Below are 20782 nucleotides of genomic sequence, written 5' to 3' on the forward strand. Positions count from 1 at the left end.
CCATCATCACCTCTGTCCCTAGTCTGCCCGTTCAGACCAGCGCTTTACGCTGCTTGAAGTTGGTGTCGGGATAGTAGGTGTTGGCAACCAGCAGATTGGGGCCGGCACAGTTGACCGCCGGGCAGTGACAGTTGATGGTCTGGTTGAGCGGATGCTCCTGCCAGCGCTGAAACATCGTCTGCAGCCGGTCGGTCTGAATGTTGCCGAGCGGCTCCACGTCGCCGAAGTCGGTGACGATCACGTCGCCGGTGAAAATGTTGACGTTCAAGCGGTTCCGGCCGTCGGGGTCGTTGCGCACGGTGACGTTTTTCGCTTCCCGCAGGCGGCGGATCAGCTCCCGGTCCGCTTCCAGCGGGCTGCAGGCGAAGAAGGGAAGCGTGCCGAACAGCATCCACACCTCTTCGTTGCGCACGTCCAGGAGCGAGTGAATCGCGCTGCGCAGTTCATCCAGTGTCAGCACCTGCAGATCGCGGGCAAAGTCGCTGGCGTACATCGGATGGACTTCGTGACGGCGGCAGCCCATCTCTTGAATCTGCTTGTGCAGGATGTCCATTTTCTTCCACGTCCGCGTGTTGAGCATCGTCTCCGCAGAGACAAACACGCCGGCCTCCGCCAGTTTCCGCGCATTTTCCCCGATCAGGGCAAATTGCTGCTCCGCCTGTTTGAGTGAAACCGTACGCCCGCTTTTTGCGTAGACAATAGCAAGGAACTCCTCGGGCGTAGACCAGTTCCAGGAGATGTGCATCACGTCTATGTACGGCAGGATCTGTTCGTACCGGGAGAACGGCAGGGTCATGTTGGAGTTGATCTGCGTGCGCAGACCGCGGTCCGCCGCGTAGCGCAGGATCGGCAGAATCACCTCTCGCACGGTCCGTTCGCTGTACATCGGTTCCCCGCCTGTTATACTGAGAGTAAGCAGGTCTTCCGCTTCGTCCAGCCGGCGCAGAATCAGGTCGACGGGCAGAGCGGGATCGTCCTTGAAACGCAGCGTATCGCCGACGGCACAATGCTCGCAGCGGAGATTGCACAGATTGGTCACGGTCAATTCGACGCTGGTCAGCTTGTAAGCGGGCGGCGTCGCGTTAAAAAGCGGCTCCCATGGGTCGTGCCGCGGAGTCAGTGGTGTGGTTGGAACCATGCGGATCATGGTGAGACCTCCTTCAATTACACACGTACATTCATATAATTATACTGACTAGGGAGCGGAAGGAGAATAGCGAACAACATGATAATGGGCATTTCTTTTGGACGCGGCGTCTTTTTTCACGACCGGAACGTGCTGGCCTGCGCAGAAGTGAAGGACGGCGTCATTCACCTCTGGGCGGAAAAAATCACCTTTCGGACCATCGGCAAAATGTGGCTTCGCATTTGTTTTTCCTTCCCCTGGCCGTATCAACTGCTGCATCTGGCGCTCGTCCTGTACGTGATCGCTGCGGCGGCGTTCCCGCGTCTGGCCGTGGTCGATCCGTGGTGGGCGGCCGTGTATGTGGCGGGATTTCACTTCATCTTCCCGCGGGAGCTGAAAAAATTTCACGGCGCGGAGCACAAGGTCTTCAGCTATCAGGGGGAAAAGCGGCTTGAGTCCTGGAAAGAGATTGCCAAGGCCGACATCGTCAATGCCGGCTGCTCCACCAACCTGGTGGTGTGGTTCTTCGCCGGATTTTTGCTGGCGCTGCCGTTTGCGGCGCTGCCCTGGTGCGTGGCGGCGGGCGTCGCGTGCCTGCTGGTCGGCGCGGCAGGAGACCGCCATCTGCGCAGGTACTGCCGCTTGATCTACAGCTTGTCGGCCTTTTTTCAACGTCATGTGACCACAAAAGAACCGGCCCGCCTGCACCTGGAGACAGCCATTCGCTCGTACCGCCTGTTTGAGCATATCCGCAGCAGCGAACAGCAGCGGGCGGCGTGACATGCGGCATGAAAACAATGGCGTGTTCCTGACGAACGCGCCTTTTTTGCGAACGGATGTGGGGCAAGCGGCCCGATCTGCCAATAAAAAAAGCCGCCAAGACGCGGCTTTTGCGACTTACCGGCTGAGCGGCTGTTCCTCCAGCTTCCGGTAGATTTTCCCCTTGTCCACATAAGACTGCCGGATACGGCGCAGCTCGCGGAAATCGTCTTCCGTCAGTTCCCGCTTCACCTTGGCGGGAGAGCCCACCACCAGGGTGCGGGGCGGCACCTTCATTCCCGGCGGAACCAGCGCGCCGGCGGCCACCATCGCTTCTTCGCCCACTTCCGCGCCGTCCATGACGATCGCGCCCATGCCGATCAGGGCACCGCGGCGGATGATGCAGCTGTGCAGCACGACGTTGTGGCCGACCGTCACTTCGTCTTCCAGGATGAGCGGATTGCCGGGGCTTTGATGCAAGGTGCTGTTGTCCTGAACGCTCACCCTGCGGCCGATGACGGTGGGAGCGATGTCGCCGCGGATGACGGTGTTGTACCAGATCGAGGTGTCTTCGCCGATGGTCACATCGCCGGAGATGACCACGCCGCGGGCGATGAATGCGGATTCGTGAATTCGGGGAACGCTATTTTCAAATGGAAGCAGCAGCATGAAAATCCCTCCTGTCAATGAGATAGCGGGCAGCCGGTCTGCGGCGGACGGGAATGCGCGAGGGAAAAACGGCCGGTCACCGGGTCGAAGTCCACGACGATCCCGTTCAGCAGCTCCTTCTCTTCGTCGCGGTAAAACAGACGGATGCCGGTCACGTCGACCGATTTGTCCAAGCGACCCGCCTCCGTGATGGCGATGCTGTACGCAAGACTGCCGCAGCCCGACGTCGTCGCGATGATTTTGATGCCCAGCCGGTCGGCGTCCCGCTCTTCCGCAATCAACGCGGACAGACGGGCGGCAGCGGTCGGGGTAATGGTGATCACGCTCAGCCCTCCTTTGTCCCCCATTGTACTACAGGCGGGTCATGTTAACAATTTGCCACGTTTGCCATTAGATTCGGGTTGACCGATCTTGCGGCATGTGCTAAATTAAATGGTACTGATTCGGTAATGGCAAGGAATGCGGGTAGTCGCTGCCGCGGCCGTTTTCGGTCGGCGGTAGAGGAAAGTCCAGGCTCGCCCAGGCTGAGATGCCTGGAGTGTTCGTACCTGGTGCAAACCAGGGCAGTGAGGCTTCGGCTTCGCTGACGGCGCGGAAAGGGTTCTCCCTGAGACCCGAGTACGCTGAAAGTGCCACAGAAACGGAGCTTCCCTGGCGACAGGGGAGATGGAACGCGGTAAACCCTGCGAGCGAGAAACCCAAATTTGGTAGGGGAACCGTCCCGAAGGAAATGAACGGAGGGACGGATGGCGGCCTCGGCTGCCATAGATAGATGACTACCGCTCTTGGTGCGAGGGGAACAGCCCCGCTTGCAGCACGGGAGACACAGAACCTGGCTTACAGCATTCCTTGCTATCACGACGCACGCAAAAACCGTCTGGCTTCCAGACGGTTTTTTTCATTCTCCGCATCCCCCGCATCAGAGAAGACCGTGCTGCGGGAACCTCCCGCCCGCATCCGTCCGCGTCCGTGCCTGCCGGTACTGCCGGCCGACAGGAGCGGACGTTCCCGCCCATCCTTTCTCCACCCAACATAATCGATGAACAGGGCGAATAAAAAACAGTGGATGGGGAAGGCGGCTCACTCTTTGGAAGCGTTCACCTGCTCCCGACGGAATATCCGAAACGCATCCTCCCGGTTCGACAGGCACCCGAGCAGGGGGGAGGACAAGCGGACAGCCTGACGGCTCTTGTCGGAAAAACAGGCGGTCAAACGGGCGTACTAGCACAAGCCCTCCCCCATAGGGTTTAGGAGGAGGTGATTTCTTGGATCACGAACGCTTTTTCCGAAACATGATCGAACAGGCGGAACAGGTCTGGAGCAGGGTGGTGTCCTCTCCGCGCCGCAAGGTTGTCTACACGGTCAACGGCGTCGACTACACCCCCCTTCCGGACCGGTTTAACACCCGACGCAAAATTGCCCGGTATTTTCGTCGGTTTTGGGGGAAACGGCTGACGCGGGTGATGGTGTGCAACCTGAACCTGCGCCTCGTCAAAGGCAAACTGTGTGTGCCGGCAGGGGACGTGCCTCCGCTCCCAACCATGGTCCAATCGCTGCGCATTGTGCGAAATCGCCCCAATCAAAAAGTGATCCGGGCCGTTCTCACCGGTGGCGCCACCCGCGTTCGCATCGATTACCGGTTAGTCCGCACAGGGCCGTCCAGCCCCTTTTCCATCGCCAAACGCACGGCCCGAGAGTTCGATATCCGATACCGCTCCTGTCCGGCGAAGCCAGCGGCAGCTGCCAAGCCAACCATCAAACCGGCCGCCAAACTGGCCGCGAAGCCGACCGCCGTCAGGAAGAAAAGGAAGCTCCTCAAGACCCCGTAAGGCTGGGGTCGAGGAGCTTTTTTCCCGTCAGGACCGGATCGTGACGTGATACACCCGCATCCACACATCCATTTGTGCCAGGTAGGCAAACAGTTGGGGAGTGCTCATCAACTGGCCGAAAAACGGAACGTCCGAGGCTTTCGCGTCCGCCAGGGCCAGCCGGCGGACCGCTGCCGTGTCAATCAGCCGGTGCAGGGGAGAGGAGGAATCGTCCAGAATCTCCAGGAGCCAGGAGCGGGTCGCTTCCGTGTACGCGGGATTATGCGTCTTCGGATAGGGGCTTTTTTTGCGGTACAGGACGTCGTCGGGCACGATGCCCTCCAGTGCCTTGCGCAGGATGCCCTTTTCGCGGCTGCCCCACATTTTCAGCGACCAGGGGATGTTCCAGACGTATTCCACCAGCCGGTGGTCGCAAAACGGCACACGGGCCTCCAGGCTGGCCGCCATGCTCATCCGGTCCTTGCGATCCAGCAGGGTGTTCATGAACCAGGTGAGGTTTAGGTAAAACATTTCGCGGCGGCGTGCCTCCAGCGGACTTTCGCCGGGCAGATGCGGCACCTCGTCAAGCGTCTCCTCATACCGCTGCGCCGCGTATTCCTCCGGCTTCACCCACTCCCGCAGTTCGGGCGAAAGCCAGGCGGCCCGCTGTTCGATGGCCCGCGACCAGGGGAACGTGCGGGCGTGGAGCAGCTCTTCGCGGTGGAACCAGGGATAGCCGCCAAACACTTCGTCCGCGCACTCCCCGGACAGGACCACCGTCGTTTCCTTTTTGATCTCGCGGCAAAACAGGTAGAGAGACGCGTCGACGTCCGCCATGCCGGGCAGATCGCGGGCGTACGTGGCGGTGCGCAGGGCATCCACCAGCTCGGGCGTGTCAAACTCGATCGCATGGTGAACGGTGCCAAAGAAAGAGGAGACCCTCTGCACGTACGGGGCGTCGGCGTTGGGCTGGAAGGCGTTCGCCTGGAAGTGGCGATCGTTGTCCACGTAGTCGATGGAATAGGTATGCAGCGGCCCCCTCCCTTCGCGTCGGAACGCCTCGGCCGCGATCGCGGTGATGGCGCTGGAGTCCAGCCCGCCGGAGAGAAGCGTGGCGACCGGGACGTCCGCGACCAACTGCCGCTGGATCGAATCGATCAAGAGCTCCCGGACGGTTTTGGCGGTCCGCTCCGCGTCGTCGGTGTGGGGGCGGCTCTCCACCTGCCAGTACCGCTTGATGGCGAAGCGCTCGCGCGTGACGGTCAGGTGGCAGCCGGGCCGCAGTTCGAAGACGTCGTGAAAGACGCCGTGTCCGGGTGTCCGGGCCGGTCCGAGGGCAAAGATTTCGGCGATCCCTTCCCGGGACAGGACCGGTTCTACAGCCGGATGGGCCAGCAGCGCCTTCAGCTCGGACCCGAACAGAAACGAGCTGCCCCGTCTGGCGTAAAAGAGCGGCTTTACCCCCATGCGGTCGCGGGCCAGAAACAGGGATTGCTCCCGTTCGTTCCAGACCGCGAAGGCAAAGATGCCGTTCAGCTTGCGGACGCACTCGCTGCCCCATTCGATGTAGGAGGCGAGCAGCACTTCCGTGTCCGAGTGGGAGTGAAACGCGTGGCCTCTCACCAGCAGTTCCCGGCGAAGATCCTCCGTGTTGTACAGTTCTCCGTTGTATATCAGGGTATAGGCGTGTCCGCCCAGTTCGCGCGTCATCGGTTGACGGCCGCCCGCAGGGTCGACGACGCACAGCCGTCGGTGTCCGAATGCGACCCGCGGCGACAGCCAGTACCCCTCGTCGTCAGGTCCCCGTCTGGTCAGCGTCTGTGTCATGGCTTCAATCGTGGCTCTCTCCTGGGAAAGGTCTTTTTCCCAGTCAACCCATCCGGTAATTCCGCACATTATCGATCACCCTTCCCGCATGAAGCGTTGCACATCCAGGGTATGCAGGGCGCCCAGCCGAGTTGTCTGTCCAGCAGGGAAAGCGAAAGAGAAAGCGGAATTGTTAACAGACGGAACGAGTTGCGGAGGGATGGCGCAGTGGAACAGTTGACGCTGTTGTTGATCGAGCGCATGGGGATTCTGCTTACGCTCGCCTTTATTCTGACGCGCATCCCGCTGTTTCGCCAACTGCTGGACCGGGACGTTCACCTCGGGACGTCGATCGCGTATTCGCTGCTGTTTGGCCTGTTCGGGATGGCCGGCACCTATGCGGGCGTGGTGGTGCGAAAGGAGGCGTACCTCCCCGCTTTCTGGATTTTTTCGCTGCAGCCCCATGAAGCGATCGCCAACTCCACCCTGGTGGGCGTGGTGATCGGCGGGCTGTTGGGCGGGCCGCTGGTGGGGCTGGGAGCAGGCTTGATCGCCGGGGCTCATCTGTACAGCCTGGGCGGATTTGCCGCCTGGCCGGCGGGGCTTTCCGTGCCGATCACCGGGCTCTTCGCCGGCTACGTGGCGCGCTTTTTTTCCCAGGAGCGGGTGATCTCCCCCGCCAAGGCGCTGTTTATCGGCATGTTCGCCCCCATCATCCAAATGTCGCTGCTGCTGATTTTCGCCCACCCTCCCGAGCTGGTCCGGACCGTCGTCAACCTGATCGGCATACCCATGGTGCTGACCAACAGCATCTCCATCGCCATTTTTACCACGATGATCCACGTCGCCCTGAAAGAGGAGGAGCGCTCCGCCGCGACGGAAGCGGAGCGGGCCTTTACCATCGCCGAGCGGATCCTGCCTCATCTCAAGCAGGGCTTGACGCCGCAGACGGCCCAAGCCGCCGCCCAGCTCCTGCTGCGGGAAGCGAAGGCGGCAGCGGTGGCGGTCACCGACCGGGAGCGCCTGCTCGCCCACGTCGGGGCCGGCGCGGATCACCACCTGCCCGGCGAGCCGGTGGGGAGCGAGCTGGACCGGCGGGCGATGGTCAGCGGCGGCATCGAGACGGGGCTTACCCGGGAGAGCGTCTCCTGCGAGCGAAAGCACTGTCCGCTGCACGCGGCAGTGGTGGTGCCGATCCGGGAAGGGGACAGCGTGGTCGGGCTGATCAAGCTGTATTTCCGCCGTCCCCAACAGATCGGCAAGGTGCAGGAAGCCCTGGCCAAGGGGCTGGGCAACCTGCTGTCCAACCAGCTCACGCTGACGCTGGCCGAGAAAATGAAGGGGCTGATGAAGGACGCGGAGCTGCGGATGCTGCAGGCGCAAATACAGCCGCACTTTCTGTTCAACACGCTCAATTCCATCGTCACCCTGATCCGGATCAATCCCGATCTGGCGCGGCACATGACGATCCAGCTCGGCGTGTTCATGCGCCTCAACCTGAAGCTGACCGCAAGTCCCCTGGTCACCGTCGGGCAGGAGCTGAACCACCTGAACGCGTATCTGGAGATCATCAACATTCGCTTTGCGGAACAGTTTGTCGTCCGCTGCGAGGCGGACGCCGGCGTCGAAGATGCGCTGATCCCGCCGGGGACGCTGCAGCCGCTGGTGGAGAACAGCATCCATCACGGCCTGCGGGGCAAGCCCAGCGGCGGGGAGATCGAGGTGAGCGTGAAGCGGGACGGAGGACGGGTGGCCGTGGTCATCGAAGACAACGGCGCAGGCATCCCCGCGTCCATCCTGGACAAGCTGGGCGCGATGCCGCTGGAGAGCCGCGACGGAAACGGGATCGGCGTCTACAACGTCAACCAGCGGCTGGTCAGCCTGCTCGGCCCGTCCGCCCGTCTGCGCTTCGCCAACAAACCGGAGGGCGGCTGCCGGATCACCTTTTTCATACCTCACAGAGGAGGAGAGGATGTCTGATGCGCATTCGCGTCATGATTGCCGAAGACGAACACCTGGCCCGGGAAGAGCTGGCCTACCTGCTGCAGCAGGAAAGCGACGTGGAACTCCTGCCCTGTGCCGCCAACGGCAGGGAACTGCTGCGCCTGGTGGAGGAGCACAACCCCGACGTGGTGTTTCTGGACATCAAAATGCCGGAACTGGAGGGGGACCAGGCGGCGCGCATGCTGGCGGCGCGCAAGAATCGACCGCTGCTGGTCTTCTCAACCGCCCATGAGGACTACGCGGTGGAGGCGTTCAAGCTGAATGCCGTCGATTACCTGCTGAAGCCGACGGAACCCCACCGCCTGCGGGAAACGCTGCAGCGCGTGCGCAAGCGGCTCGCCGAGACGCCTGTGCCTCACGCGGGAAAAGTCTCCAAGCTGATCGTGGAAGAGAACAACCGGCTGGTGGTGATCGACCCGGCCGCCGTCATGTACGCCGTCCGGGACGACCGGGTGGTGCAGATCTGCACGGAGACGGAGGTGTACACCACCCGAATGACCCTGCAGCAGTTGGAGGAGAAGCTTCAAGCCCATTCCTTTTTCCGCACGCACAAGAGCTACCTGGTCAACCTGCAGTACGTCAGCGAGCTGGAACCGTGGTTCAACGGGGCGTACAACCTGATTCTGAAAGGGCCGAAAAAAGTGCGCGTACCCGTCTCCCGCACGGCTGCCAAAGACCTGCTGAAGCGGCTGGAAGGGTAAATGTTTCCCTGCGCTGATTCCTCGTTTTGTGCATGTGGCGCACGGGATTGTGCAGGATGCGCAAAAATGTACGCAATATTGGAATTGTTTTGTAAACTAAAGGAAGCGCTTACAATCCAGTGGGCGCCACATTTGCAAGAGGGGGAGATCCAATGGGAAATACGAGCCCGGCGGCCAAAGGGACGTCGAAGCCGCCGTCGATTGACTACGCGGCCGTGAGCCGTTCCGCCGCCTTCCAGGAACTGCTGAAGCGGAAAAAAGCATTCATCCTGCCTTATTCCATCTTCTTCTTCGTGTTTTACTTCACCCTCCCGATCATGACCTCCTACTTTCAAGTCCTGAACCGGCCCGCTTTCGGGGCGATCACCTGGGCCTGGGTATTCGCTTTTGCCCAGTTCATCATGACCTGGGCCCTCTGTATCATCTACACGAAGCGCTCGGAAGAGTTTGACCGGATGGTGGAACAGATCAAACAGGAGACGGGAGGAAAAGGGGTATGAACGTAACCGCGTTTTTGCTGTTTCTGGCCATCGTCATCTTGACGCTGATCATCACCTACTACGCTTCCAAGCGGACCAACACGACCAGCGAATTTTACACCGCCGGGGGCGGCCTGACCGGCTGGCAGAACGGCCTTGCCATTGCGGGCGACTACATGTCGGCGGCTTCGTTTCTCGGCATCGCCGGGATGATCGCGCTGTCCGGCTTCGACGGCTTTTTCTACAGCATCGGTTTTCTCGTCGCGTATCTGGTCGTGCTGTACCTGGTGGCCGAACCGCTGCGAAACCTGGGCAAGTACACGATGGCGGACATGATCGCGGCCCGCTTCAACAACAAGCAGATTCGCGGCGTGGCCGCGCTCAACTCCGTCGCCATCTCCATTTTTTACATGATCGCGCAGTTGGTGGGGGCCGGCGCGCTGATCAAACTGCTGCTCGGGCTGGAGTACACCACGTCCGTGCTGATCGTCGGCGCCCTGATGACGGTGTACGTGGTCTTCGGCGGGATGACCGCCACCTCCTGGGTGCAGATCGTCAAGGCGGTGCTCTTGATGGCCGGCACGTTCATCATCTCGGTGATGGTGTTCGCCAAGTTTGGCTTCAGCGTCACGGCCATGTTCGAACACATGAAGACGGCCACGCCGCTTGGCGAGAAGTTTCTCTATCCCGGCAACAAGTTCAAGGACGGGCTGGACACGATCTCGCTCAACCTGGCGCTGGTGCTGGGCACGGCCGGTCTGCCGCACATCCTGATCCGCTTCTTTACCGTGAAGGATGCGCCGACCGCGCGCAAGTCGGTGGTGTACGCCACCTGGATCATCGGCATTTTCTACGTCATGACCATTTTCCTGGGCTTTGGCGCGGCTGCGTTTGTCGGCCAGGACAACATGGACCCGGCGGGCAACATGGGCGCTCCGCTTCTGGCGCAGTACCTCGGGGGGAACTTCCTGTTCGCGTTCGTCTCCGCCGTCGCCTTCGCCACGATCCTCGCCGTGGTGGCGGGGCTGGTCCTGTCCGCCGCCTCCGCCTTTGCGCACGATTTTTACAGCCATGTGATCCGGCAGGGCAAAGTGACGGAGCGGGAGCAGATGCTGGCCGCCAAGTGGGCGTCGGTCGGCGTGGCCGTCATCTCCATCCTGCTCGCCTTGTTCGCGCAGAAGCTGAACGTCGCCTTCCTCGTGGCGCTTGCTTTTGCGGTGGCGGCCAGCGCCAACCTGCCTGTGATCATCTTTACCATTTACTGGCGCCGCTTTAACACGACGGGAGCGGTGACCGGCATGCTGGTGGGGCTGTTCAGCGCACTGATCCTGGTCGCCCTCAGCCCGAACGTCTGGAATCCGGAGCCGGGCAAGGCGATTCTCGTCGGCCATGCGCTCTTCCCGCTCAGCAATCCGGGCATCGTATCCATCCCGCTTGGCTTTTTGGCCGCCTGGCTCGGCACGTACTTCTCCCGCTCGCGGGACGACGCCAAATTTGAAGAAATTCAGGTCAAGGCCAATACGGGCATGAAGGAAACGGCATAGCCCGCGGATAAGTAATCAGGAAACTGGAGATGCTGGGGTGAATGCCCCAGCTTCTTTGCCATTCAGGCGGAAGTGGGGGCTGGCATGTCTGCGGTCATTTTCTTTTGCAGCGTGATTATCGGCACGCTGTTCATCACGTATTCCGCGGCCAGGCGGGCGGTCAACCCGCGCGAGTTCTACGCCGCAGGGAACCGCCTGACCGGTTTGCAGAACGGCGTGGCCATCGCGGGGGACTACATGAGCGCCGCGTCTTTTCTCGGCATTGCGGGGGCGATCGCCCTGTACGGGTTTGACGGCTTTCTCTACGCGATCGGTTTTTTCGTCTCCTATCTGGTGATGCTGTCGGTGATCGCGGAGCCGCTGCACAACCTGGGGCGGTACACCTTGGCCGACGCGATCGCCGTCCGCTTTGACAGCAGGGGGCTGCGCGGGGTGATCGCCTGCACGACGCTGTTGATCACGATTTTTTACATGATCGCCCAACTGGTGGGGGCGGGGGCGCTGATTCACCACCTGTTTGACATCGAGTACGAGACCGCGGTGATGGTGGTGGGCAGCCTGATGACGATCTACGTCGTCTTCGGCGGGATGGAGGCCACCTCCTGGGTGCAGATTATCAAGGCCATTCTGCTCCTGACAGGCACGTGCATCGTCTCCATGATCGTGCTGGCCCGCTTTGATTGGAGCCTGGCGGCGCTGTTTGATTACGTCAGCACGGCCACCCCGCTCAGGGAGCGCTACCTCTATCCGGGCAACCAGTACGTCAGGCCGCTGGACATCCTTTCGCTGCATCTGGCGCTGATCCTGGGAACGGCCGGCCTGCCCCACATCATCGCCCGACTGTTTACGGTAAAGGACGCGGTCACCACGCGCAAGTCGATCATCACGGCCACCTGGATCATGGGGGCGTTTTACCTGATGACCATTCTGCTGGGATTCGGCGCGTGCGCGTTTATCGGCTGGCAGACCCTGGAGCAGGCCGGGTTCGGGGGGAATCTGACGGTGACGCTTTTGGCCGACGCGCTGGGCGGCGAATTCCTGATGGCCTACATCTCGGCCGTCGCCTTCGCCACGATACTGGCGGTCGTGACGGGATTGGTGCTCGCCGCGTCCTCCGCGTTTGCCCACGACGTCTACAGCCACATCGTCCGCAGCGGACAGGCTTCCGAACGGGAGCAGGTGCTGGTCGCCAAGGCTTCGTCCGTCGCCGTCGGCCTCGTCTCCATCTGGCTGGCGATCGGCGCGCAGAAGATGAACGTGGCGATTCTGGTGGCGCTGACGTTTGCAGTGGCCGCTTCGGCCAATCTGCCGCTGATCCTGTTTACCCTGTACTGGCGGCGGTTCACGGTGCAGGGAGCGCTTGCCGGGGTCATCACCGGCGTACTGGCTTCGCTCCTGCTTGTCTGTCTCGGCCCGTCGGTGATGCATCCCGAGCACGGCTTGATCCTGGCCGAGCCGCTGTTTCCCTTGGCCAATCCGGGATTGGTCTCGATCCCGCTCGGCTTTCTCGGCGCGCTGCTGGGCACCTGGCTGAGCCGACCGTCGCCGGGGGCGTCGGAGCGGTACGACCGGGTGCTGGTGCAGGCGCATGCCGGCATCCGTCCGCCCGCTGACCGGGGCAGGCGCGCGCCCGACGCATAGAGCGGCCGCAGCCTGCGCGGCGAGGCGGGCAGCATCGGGGGGAGAAGCGGGGAGCTTCCGGCAGCAGCCATTTCCCCATCCGGCGACTGAAACGAGGAAGAGTGGGGGAGACTGGAAACAACTTGCCACAGGGAGGGAGCTGCGTGTACGTCGGATGTCACGTCAGCATTCGCGGCGGGTATCTGGCCGCGGCGAAGACGGCTTTGGCGCTGGGGGCCGGAGCGTTTCAATACTTTCCCAAGAACCCGCGCAGCCTGGCGGTCAAAGCGTTCGACCCCAGGGATGCGGAGGCGTGCCGCGCCTTTTGCCGAAAGCAGGGCATCGTCTCCATCGCCCACACCTCCTATCCGGCCAATCTTGCCGCGGCGCCGGGCGCACTGTTTGAAGCGACGGCCGACTCGCTGCGAAACGATCTGGAGATCGCGGAAGCGTGCGGCTCCATCGGGGTGGTCGTCCACTTTGGCCAGTACAAGGGGGCGGATGTGCTGGAAGGGTACCGGCTGATGATCCGGATGGTGAACGACATCCTGGACGGCTGGAGCGGAGAGGCGAAGCTGCTGGTGGAAAACAACGCGGGCCAGGGCAGCCGCATGGGAACGACGCTGGAAGAGCTGACCCAGGTGCGGGAACTGCTGAACCATCCGCATAAAGTGGGGTTCTGCTTCGACACGTGCCACGCCTTTGCCAGCGGGCTCTGGACGGGAGACGACTGGGAGCGGGTGGCTGACAGCATGCGGAAGCTGGGGTATCTGGACGCGCTGGCCGCCGTCCATCTGAACGATTCGGTGTATCCCACCGGTTCCTTTCGCGACAGGCACGCGCCGATCGGGCGGGGCGCGATCGGGAGGGAAGCGTTTGTCCCTCTGCTGCGGACGCCGGAGCTGCAGGGAATCCCGGTCGTGCTGGAGACGCCCCGTCCGCCTGGTGGCGGCCATCGGGAGGAAATCGCCCTTGTGCGAGAGCTGGCCGGGCCGTGACAGGCTGACCGCCCGTATGGTAGAGTGTGAGAGGAAACCGTACAGTGCGCTGTCAGCGAGGAGGAGTCTGCGTGAAACGAAGAGTCAAGGTAACCATCGAGGATTTTGCCCCGCTCAAGGAAAACCTGAACAATCCGGAAGAGCTGGCCCTGTATGAGGCGGCGAACGGACATATCTATGACGCCGAAATCGAACACGACGGCTATGCCGTGATCGACCTGCCGGACGGGGAATACATCGAACTGGCTCCCGGCGAGTATCAGATCATGATCGAGGAATGGACGAAAGCGGGGGTCATCGGCGAACTGACGCTGGAAACCAAGTCGGACCCGGCCGACGACAAGGCGCTGTTGTATCGTCTCGTCGACGCATCGGGAGCTGAAAAAGAACCGCCGCGCTCGCTGCCCAAGCAGGTGGTGGAGCTGCTCGGCAAGACGTGGTTTGGGAAAAAGTAGGGAGCGTTCCCAAAGGAAAAGAAAAGCCGACTTCCTGTCAAAGCAGGAAAGTCGGCTTTTTTGATGGACGAGAGGCAGTCTCGCCAACAGGCGATTACATCTCTTCCGGTGCGGCGAGTCCGAGCAGGCGCAGCCCCTCTTTCAGCACCGTCACCACTGCGGCGACCAACTGCAGGCGGGCCGTCTTGACGTCCTCTTCTTCCGCCAGAATGCGGACGTTGGCGTAGAACTTGTTGAACGCCTGCGCCAGGTCGATCACGTATTTGCCGATCTGCGACGGGTCGAACTGTTCCCGCGCCCGGTCGATCACTTCCGGGAAGCTGTTCAACAGCGTGATGACCGCCCAGGCTTCCTTGCTGTCCAAGGCGCCTGCGGGCAGCTTCACCTCGCTGGTCGGCTCGTAGCCGCCCTTGCGCAGCAGCGAGCAGGCGCGCGCGTGCGTGTACTGCACGTACGGACCGGTCTCGCCTTCAAACGTGAGCATCTCCTCCCAGGAGAAATTGATGTCGTTTAAGCGGTAGTTTTTCAGGTCGTGGAAGATAACCGCGCCAACCCCAACCTGGCGGGCCACCTCTTCCTTGTTTTCCAGCGACGGGTTTTTCTCCCGGATCACGTTCAGCACGTCCTCGATGGCCTGCGCCAGCACTTCTTCCAGCAGGACCACTTTTCCTTTGCGGGTGGACATTTTCTTGCCGTCCTTCAGCATCATGCCGAACGGAATGTGGTACATCTCCTTGGCCCATTCGAAGCCCATCTTTTCCAGCACCTTGTACAACTGCTGGAAGTGCAGGCGCTGCTCGTTGCCCACGACGTAGAGGGCCTTGGCGAAGTTGTAGGTCTCATACCGATACAGGGCGGCTGCCAGGTCGCGCGTCGCGTACAGGGTGGCGCCGTCCGATTTTTTGATCAGGCACGGCGGCATGTCGTACTCGTCCAGGTTGACCACCAGGGCGCCGTCCGATTCGGTCAACAGCCCTTTTTCCTCCAGCATGGAGACGACGCGGTCCATCTTGTCGTTGTAGAACGCCTCGCCGTGGAACGAGTCAAACTGAACGCCCATCAAGTCGTAGATTTTCATGAACTCCTTCAGCGATTCGTCGCGGAACCACTGCCAGAGGCGACGCGCTTCCTCGTCCCCGTCTTCCAGCTTTTTGAACCACTCGCGGCCCTGATCTTCCAGCGACGGGTCTTTTTCCGCCTCTTCGTGGAAGCGGACGTAGAGGTGGAGCAGCTCCTTGATCGGCTCGGCCTTTACTTTTTCTTCGTCGCCCCACAGCTTGTAGGCGACGATCAGCTTGCCGAACTGCGTCCCCCAGTCGCCCAGGTGGTTGATGCGGATCGGCCGGTAGCCGTGTTTTTCCATGATGTTGGCGATCGCGTTGCCGATCACGGTGGAGCGCAGGTGGCCCATGGAGAACGGCTTCGCGATGTTGGGGGAGGAGAGGTCGATCGGCACGTTGCGCCCTTGACCGATGTCGCGGCTGCCGTATGCGCTGCCCTGCGTCAGGATCGTGCCGATCACGTCGCGGGCGACGCTTTCCTGATCGAGGAACAGGTTGAGGTACGGACCGACCGCCTTGGCTTCGCGAATCGGCGCGCCGCTTACCTCGCCGGCCAGCTCGGCGGCGATCAGCGGCGGAGCCTTGCGGAGCGCCTTGGCCAGTTGGAAGCAGGGGAAGGCGATATCCCCCATGCTGGGATTGGGCGGGGTTTCCAGCATGTCGTATACGGTTTCGGCGGTAAATTGGTCCGCGCCGAGGCGGGTGAGTGCTGCGGCAATGATGCTGGCCGCTTGATGCTTATAGCTCATGGAAATCTCCTTTCGTTTCTGGGAATCTGAAAAAAATAGAAAAACCTCTGCGTCTCATCGGGAAAAGAGACGAGAGGTTGTACTCCCGCGGTGCCACTCTTGTTGCTCTCGCCTCCCGCACGGGGACAGGCGAAAGCCGCTTTGCCTGCGGTAACGGGCAGACCCGGCGTGCCCTACGCAATCCGGTCGTCCGGACCTTCAGGACGCGTCTCCGAGGTGCGCTTCCCCGCGTCATTCCGCACCGGGCTCCCACCGTCCCCGGCTCGCTTCCGCTTTCTGACGGAGTACTCTCCTCTTCGGCGACGACTATGTTTCTCTAGCATTATAGCGGACATCTCCCGCGGGATGCAACTCACTCTTCCGGTTTTTTCAGCAAATCGTCCAAGTCGTGGAACAGGTCCCGCGTCAGCCGTTCCTTGTCGTCGGCGGACTGCCACTGCCGCTTGTACTCGACCAGCTTGGCGAGCAGCGCCCGTTCTGCTTCGGCCTCTTCCTCCAGGTCGTGGTTTTCGCTGGGATCAAACGGCATCAGCCGCTCATCCGTCCCGCTGCGCAGATAGGGGGAGCGCCAGTGATCGGGAAAGCGGTAGGGCTGGTCACCAAACAGAATGCCCAGCACGTCGTCCGATTCCAGCGGGAGGAAGTGGTCGTATTCGTCCCGCCTGCCTCCTTCGGACAGGTTGATGTGCTCAAACGAATAGCGAAGGTAGTGCTGCCCCGTCTCTCGATTCTTGACGATCGAGTAGGTCTCAAAATCGGTTTGCTCCAGCTCTTTCACCGTCTCCAGGCGGGAGAGGAATTCCTGACGGTCACAGGGTACCAAATGATTCACAGCGGTTCGCTCCTTTGTACCGGATCGCTTTTCATCATAGCAAAAACGGGCGGCGGCTGACAACGAACGGGGCGCAGGCGGGGAGTCCCGCAGGGAACGGCGAACGGACAGGGTTGTCCAGCGCAAAAAGAGCCTAGCAGCTAGGCTCCTTTTCATGTAAGCGCCCGTTTAGTTGCAGTCGTTCGAACATCCGACGATGACCAACAGGATAAACAGAACGAGCACCAGCGCGAACGTGTCACCGAAAATGCCGGATCCGCAGAAGGAAGTACTCATTGTTGTTTCCCCTCCTTTCCGTTATGCTTCAGTCTATACACGAATGTGCCGGTTGTTGTGGGCGGATGACCAGCTTCACAAAAATGGGCGGGGGTCACGGGCTGGAGAAAATAGACAAATTCTTCATTGACGCGGGGAGAGGGGGGTGTTAAGATACATTCAAACATCGTTGCCGTTTGACAAAACCGCATAAGAGATAGTGACGACTCTTATCCAGAGAGGCAGAGGGACTGGCCCAATGAAGCCTCGGCAACCGGATTACCAGGTGCCAATTCCAGCAAAGCCGTGTGCTTTGAAAGATAAGAGGATGGTCATGCGTGTATGTTTCGCGGACAAATCCTCTTCTGGCACACAGGAGAGGATTTTTTGCTGTACTCGAACCGATACGTTTGTGAGTTTGTGAGAAAAGGAGTCTGCCCATGAAACCAAGTCTTCGCGAACAGCTTTACCGGAAAATTCTGATTCTGGACGGTGCGATGGGGACGATGCTGCAGCAGGCCAGCCTGACCGCCGATGATTTTGGCGGCGAGGCCTACGAAGGCTGCAACGAGCTGCTCAATCTCACCCGCCCCGACGTGATCCGCTCCATTCACGAAAAATACCTGGAGGCGGGCGCCGACATCGTGGAGACCAACACGTTTGGCGCCACCTCCATCGTCCTGGCCGAGTACGACGTGGCGGAAAAAGACCTGGAGATCAACATCGCCGCGGCCCGGCTGGCGCGGGAAGCGGCTGACGCCTATTCCACCCCGGAGTGGCCGCGTTACGTCGCCGGCTCGATGGGACCGACGACCAAGACGCTGTCCCTGACGGGAGGCGTCACCTTCGAAGAACTGGTGGAAGCGTACTACCGGCAGGCGAAAGGGCTGCTAATCGGCGGCGTGGATGCGCTGCTTTTGGAAACCTCGCAGGACACGCTGAACGTCAAGGCCGGGGGCATCGGCATCCGCCGGGCGTTCGCGGAGCTGGGGAGGGAAGTGCCGGTGATGGTCTCCGGCACGATCGAACCGATGGGCACGACCCTGGCCGGTCAAACCATCGAAGCGTTCTACGTCTCGCTGGAACATCTGAAGCCGATTACCATCGGCCTGAACTGTGCCACCGGCCCGGAGTTTATGCGCGACCATCTGCGCACGCTGTCCGGTCTGGCCCAGTGCGGGGTAAGCTGTTATCCCAACGCCGGCCTGCCGGACGAAAACGGCCATTACCACGAGACGCCGCACGGACTGGCCGCCAAGATGCGGGCGTTTGCCGAGCAGGGCTGGCTCAACGTCGCCGGAGGCTGCTGCGGCACGACACCGGAGCATATCCGCGCGCTGGCGGAAGCGTTGAAGGACTGCAAGCCCCGCGTCCCCGCCGGACAGCCGGTCAGCGCCGTGTCGGGGATCGAGGTCGTCTACGTGGAACCGGACAACCGGCCGCTGCTCGTCGGCGAACGGAGCAACGTGATCGGGTCGAAAAAATTCCGCGACCTGATCGCGGCCGGGCAGTACGAGGAAGCGTCAGACATCGCCCGCGCCCAGGTGAAGCGGGGGGCGCAGATCATCGACATCTGTCTCGCCGACCCGGACCGGGACGAGTACGGGGACATGGAGAAGTTCCTGCAGTTTGTCGTCAAAAAGGTGAAAGCGCCGCTGATGATCGACTCCACCGACGTGCGCGTCATGGAGCTCGGGCTAAGGTACTCGCAGGGCAAGGCCATTCTCAACTCGATCAACCTGGAAGACGGGCTGGAGCGGTTTGAACAGGTGGTGCCGCTGATTCACCAGTACGGCGCAGCCGTCGTCGTCGGCACGATCGACGAGACCGGCATGGCGGTCAGCCGGGAGCGGAAGCTGGAGGTGGCCAAACGCTCCTACGACCTGCTGGTCAACCGGTTCGGGGTCAACCCGCGCGACATCATTTTCGACCCGCTGGTCTTTCCGGTGGGCACCGGCGACGAGCAGTACATTGGCTCCGCCCGCGAGACGGTGGAAGGCCTCCGCCTGATCAAGGAGGCGATGCCGGAGTGCAAGACGATTCTCGGCATCAGCAACGTCTCGTTCGGGCTGCCGGCGGCCGGACGGGAGGTGCTGAACGCTGTCTTCCTCTACCATACGACCTTGGCCGGGCTCGATTACGCCATCGTCAATACCGAGAAGCTGGAACGCTACGCCTCCATTCCCGAAGAGGAGCGGAGACTGGCAGAGGCGCTCCTGTTCGAGACCAATGACGAGACGCTGGCAGCCTTCACCGAGTTTTACCGGCAGAAGAAAAAGGAAGTCCGAGTGGAAGCGTCCTCGCTCACGCTGGAGGAGCGGCTGGCCCGGTACGTGGTGGAAGGCTCCAAGGACGGGCTGATCGACGACCTCAAGCTGGCGCTGGAGAAATACACGCCGCTGGAAATCATCAACGGCCCGCTGATGGCCGGGATGGAAGAAGTGGGCCGGCTGTTCAACGCCAACCAACTGATCGTCGCGGAGGTGCTGCAGAGCGCCGAGGTGATGAAGGCGTCCGTATCGTTCCTGGAACCGTTCATGGAAAAGACGGAGACGGCCACCAAAGGAAAAATCCTGCTGGCGACGGTAAAAGGGGACGTGCACGACATCGGCAAAAACCTGGTGGAGATCATCCTCGCCAACAACGGGTACGAGGTGGTCAACCTGGGGATCAAGGTGCCGCCGGAGCAGTTGATCGCCGCCTGCCGCGAAGAGCGGCCGGACGCGATCGGTCTGTCGGGCCTGTTGGTCAAGTCGGCGCAGCAGATGGTGATTACCGCCCAGGACCTGCGGGCAGCCGGCATTGACGTGCCGCTTTTGGTAGGCGGCGCGGCCCTTACCCGCAAGTTTACCTCCAACCGGATCGCGCCGGAGTACAAGGGAATCGTGCTGTACGCCAAGGACGCGATGGACGGGCTGGACCTGGTCAACCGCCTGCAGGACCCCGCAGAACGGGAAAAGCTGCGCGCGGCCCAGCAAGCGGTGGAAGAGGAAGCGTCGACTCCGCCGCAGGCCGAAGCAGCGGCGGCATCGCTCAAGCCAAAGCGCTCCGCCGTCAGCCGTACCGTGCCGGTCCACGTGCCGCCCGACTGCGAGCGCCACGTGCTGCGTCACTATCCGATCAGCCATCTGCAGCCGTACCTCAACCTGCGGATGCTTCTCGGCAAGCATCTCGGCGTCCGCGGCAACGTGGAGAAACTGCTGGAGGCCGGGGACGAAAAAGTGACCGGGCTGTATCAGTTGGTGCAGGAACTGCTGGCGGAAGCCAAGCGGGACGGCACGATCACGGCGCACGGGATGTATCAGTTTTTCCCGGCCCAGGCGGACGGCGACGACATCCTCGTCTACGATCCGCGCGATCACAGCCGTCTGCTGGAGCGTTTCCGCTTTCCCCGCCAGCAGGAGGAGCCGTTTCTCTGCCTCTCCGACTTCCTCCGACCGGTGGAGAGCGGCGAGATGGATTACGTCGGGTTCCTGGCGGTGACGGCCGGCTCCGGCATCCGCGAGCGCTCCGCCCTTTTGAAAGAGCGGGGCGACTACCTCCGCTCCCACGTCCTGCAGGCGCTGGCGCTGGAATTGGCGGAAGCCTTTGCGGAACGGGTGCACCACGTGATGCGGGACGTCTGGGGCTTCCCCGATCCGGCGGAGATGACCATGCTGGAGCGGTTTGGCGCCCGTTACCAGGGGATTCGCGTCTCGTTCGGTTACCCGGCCTGCCCCAACCTGGAGGATCAGGCCAAGCTGTTCCGTTTGTTGAAACCGGAGGACATCGGCATCCAGCTTACGGAAGGATTCATGATGGAGCCGGAAGCGTCCGTCTCGGCGATGGTCTTCGCCCATCCGGAGGCGCGGTACTTCAACGCCGGCCCGTCCGTGTTTGACCTATAGGCGTTTCACAGAGCAATGGGAGAGAAGGG

Annotated in this window: 17 protein-coding genes, 1 other RNA gene and 1 riboswitch; of the genes, 11 read left to right on the forward strand and 7 right to left on the reverse strand. The window is 61.6% G+C overall.

Features of this window, described 5'->3' with window-relative positions; genetic code table 11:
* Nucleotides 1-31: 31 nt before the first annotated feature.
* The gene (gene yfkAB / locus FOI68_RS00320; RefSeq protein WP_035298151.1) at nt 32-1147 is read right to left on the reverse strand and encodes a radical SAM/CxCxxxxC motif protein YfkAB; all 1116 of its coding nucleotides are present in this window, start codon (nt 1145-1147) and stop codon (nt 32-34) included.
* 78 nt (nt 1148-1225) lie between these two features.
* On the opposite strand from yfkAB, the gene FOI68_RS00325 reads away from it, so the two are divergent.
* A complete protein-coding gene (locus FOI68_RS00325) occupies nt 1226-1906 on the forward strand; it encodes a DUF1385 domain-containing protein (RefSeq protein WP_029099305.1) in 681 nt (226 codons plus the stop codon).
* A 117-nt stretch (nt 1907-2023) separates the two neighbouring features.
* On the opposite strand, the gene FOI68_RS00330 is transcribed toward FOI68_RS00325, so the two are convergent.
* Both FOI68_RS00330 and FOI68_RS00335 read right to left on the reverse strand, forming a co-directional pair.
* Nucleotides 2024-2554: a gamma carbonic anhydrase gene (locus tag FOI68_RS00330; protein WP_029099306.1), complete on the reverse strand. Its 531-nt coding sequence runs from the start codon at nt 2552-2554 to the stop codon at nt 2024-2026.
* 14 nt (nt 2555-2568) lie between these two features.
* Complete coding sequence (locus FOI68_RS00335) at nt 2569-2877, reverse strand: iron-sulfur cluster biosynthesis family protein (RefSeq protein ID WP_065066153.1); 309 nt, start codon at nt 2875-2877, stop codon at nt 2569-2571.
* 134 nt (nt 2878-3011) lie between these two features.
* On the opposite strand from FOI68_RS00335, the gene rnpB reads away from it, so the two are divergent.
* An RNA gene (rnpB, locus tag FOI68_RS00340) (RNase P RNA component class B) lies at nt 3012-3399 on the forward strand.
* A 420-nt stretch (nt 3400-3819) separates the two neighbouring features.
* Nucleotides 3820-4383, forward strand: coding sequence for a hypothetical protein (locus FOI68_RS00345; RefSeq protein WP_143862032.1), 564 nt, complete (start codon nt 3820-3822; stop codon nt 4381-4383).
* A 27-nt stretch (nt 4384-4410) separates the two neighbouring features.
* On the opposite strand, the gene asnB is transcribed toward FOI68_RS00345, so the two are convergent.
* Nucleotides 4411-6258 (reverse strand): asparagine synthase (glutamine-hydrolyzing), encoded by a 1848-nt coding sequence (gene asnB, locus FOI68_RS00350; RefSeq protein WP_143862033.1) that lies wholly within the window; start codon nt 6256-6258, stop codon nt 4411-4413.
* Nucleotides 6259-6396: 138 nt separating this feature from the next.
* Between asnB and FOI68_RS00355 the strand changes: the two genes are divergently transcribed.
* The 7 genes from FOI68_RS00355 to FOI68_RS00385 all read left to right on the forward strand — a co-directional run bounded on the left by FOI68_RS00355 (nt 6397) and on the right by FOI68_RS00385 (nt 13969).
* Nucleotides 6397-8148, forward strand: coding sequence for a LytS/YhcK type 5TM receptor domain-containing protein (locus tag FOI68_RS00355; RefSeq protein WP_143862034.1), 1752 nt, complete (start codon nt 6397-6399; stop codon nt 8146-8148).
* On the forward strand, nt 8148-8873 hold the full coding sequence (locus tag FOI68_RS00360) for a LytR/AlgR family response regulator transcription factor (protein WP_143862035.1): 726 nt from the start codon (nt 8148-8150) through the stop codon (nt 8871-8873). Before FOI68_RS00355 ends, FOI68_RS00360 begins: the two co-directional genes overlap by 1 nt.
* A gap of 152 nt (nt 8874-9025) precedes the next feature.
* Nucleotides 9026-9373, forward strand: coding sequence for a DUF485 domain-containing protein (locus tag FOI68_RS00365; protein ID WP_029099312.1), 348 nt, complete (start codon nt 9026-9028; stop codon nt 9371-9373).
* Entirely contained in the window at nt 9370-10896 is a 1527-nt protein-coding gene (locus FOI68_RS00370; RefSeq protein ID WP_029099313.1) for a solute symporter family protein, read from the forward strand. The genes FOI68_RS00365 and FOI68_RS00370 overlap by 4 nt, the downstream gene beginning before the upstream one ends.
* An 84-nt stretch (nt 10897-10980) precedes the next feature.
* Nucleotides 10981-12537, forward strand: coding sequence for a solute symporter family protein (locus FOI68_RS00375; RefSeq protein ID WP_029099314.1), 1557 nt, complete (start codon nt 10981-10983; stop codon nt 12535-12537).
* Between the two features lie 143 nt (nt 12538-12680).
* Entirely contained in the window at nt 12681-13514 is an 834-nt protein-coding gene (locus FOI68_RS00380; protein ID WP_143862036.1) for a deoxyribonuclease IV, read from the forward strand.
* 71 nt (nt 13515-13585) lie between these two features.
* Complete coding sequence (locus FOI68_RS00385) at nt 13586-13969, forward strand: hypothetical protein (RefSeq protein ID WP_029099316.1); 384 nt, start codon at nt 13586-13588, stop codon at nt 13967-13969.
* 94 nt (nt 13970-14063) lie between these two features.
* Here FOI68_RS00385 and argS read toward each other — a convergent pair whose 3' ends face one another.
* From argS to FOI68_RS00400, 3 genes are all read right to left on the reverse strand, one after another.
* Complete coding sequence (gene argS, locus FOI68_RS00390; RefSeq protein ID WP_035298133.1) at nt 14064-15779, reverse strand: arginine--tRNA ligase; 1716 nt, start codon at nt 15777-15779, stop codon at nt 14064-14066.
* Nucleotides 15780-16131: 352 nt separating this feature from the next.
* Complete coding sequence (locus tag FOI68_RS00395) at nt 16132-16611, reverse strand: hypothetical protein (RefSeq protein ID WP_044900165.1); 480 nt, start codon at nt 16609-16611, stop codon at nt 16132-16134.
* 168 nt (nt 16612-16779) lie between these two features.
* Nucleotides 16780-16887 carry a YjcZ family sporulation protein gene (locus FOI68_RS00400; RefSeq protein WP_029099319.1) on the reverse strand — a complete coding sequence of 36 codons (108 nt, stop codon included), beginning with the start codon at nt 16885-16887 and terminating at the stop codon, nt 16780-16782.
* A gap of 206 nt (nt 16888-17093) precedes the next feature.
* A riboswitch (SAM riboswitch) is annotated at nt 17094-17193 on the forward strand.
* 113 nt (nt 17194-17306) lie between these two features.
* Here FOI68_RS00400 and metH point away from each other — a divergent pair.
* Entirely contained in the window at nt 17307-20753 is a 3447-nt protein-coding gene (gene metH / locus FOI68_RS00405) for a methionine synthase (RefSeq protein WP_044900166.1), read from the forward strand.
* Nucleotides 20754-20782 lie beyond the last annotated feature (29 nt).

Source organism: Brevibacillus sp. LEMMJ03, assembly GCF_007197875.1.
Classification (GTDB): Bacteria; Bacillota; Bacilli; order Brevibacillales; family Brevibacillaceae; genus Brevibacillus; species Brevibacillus thermoruber.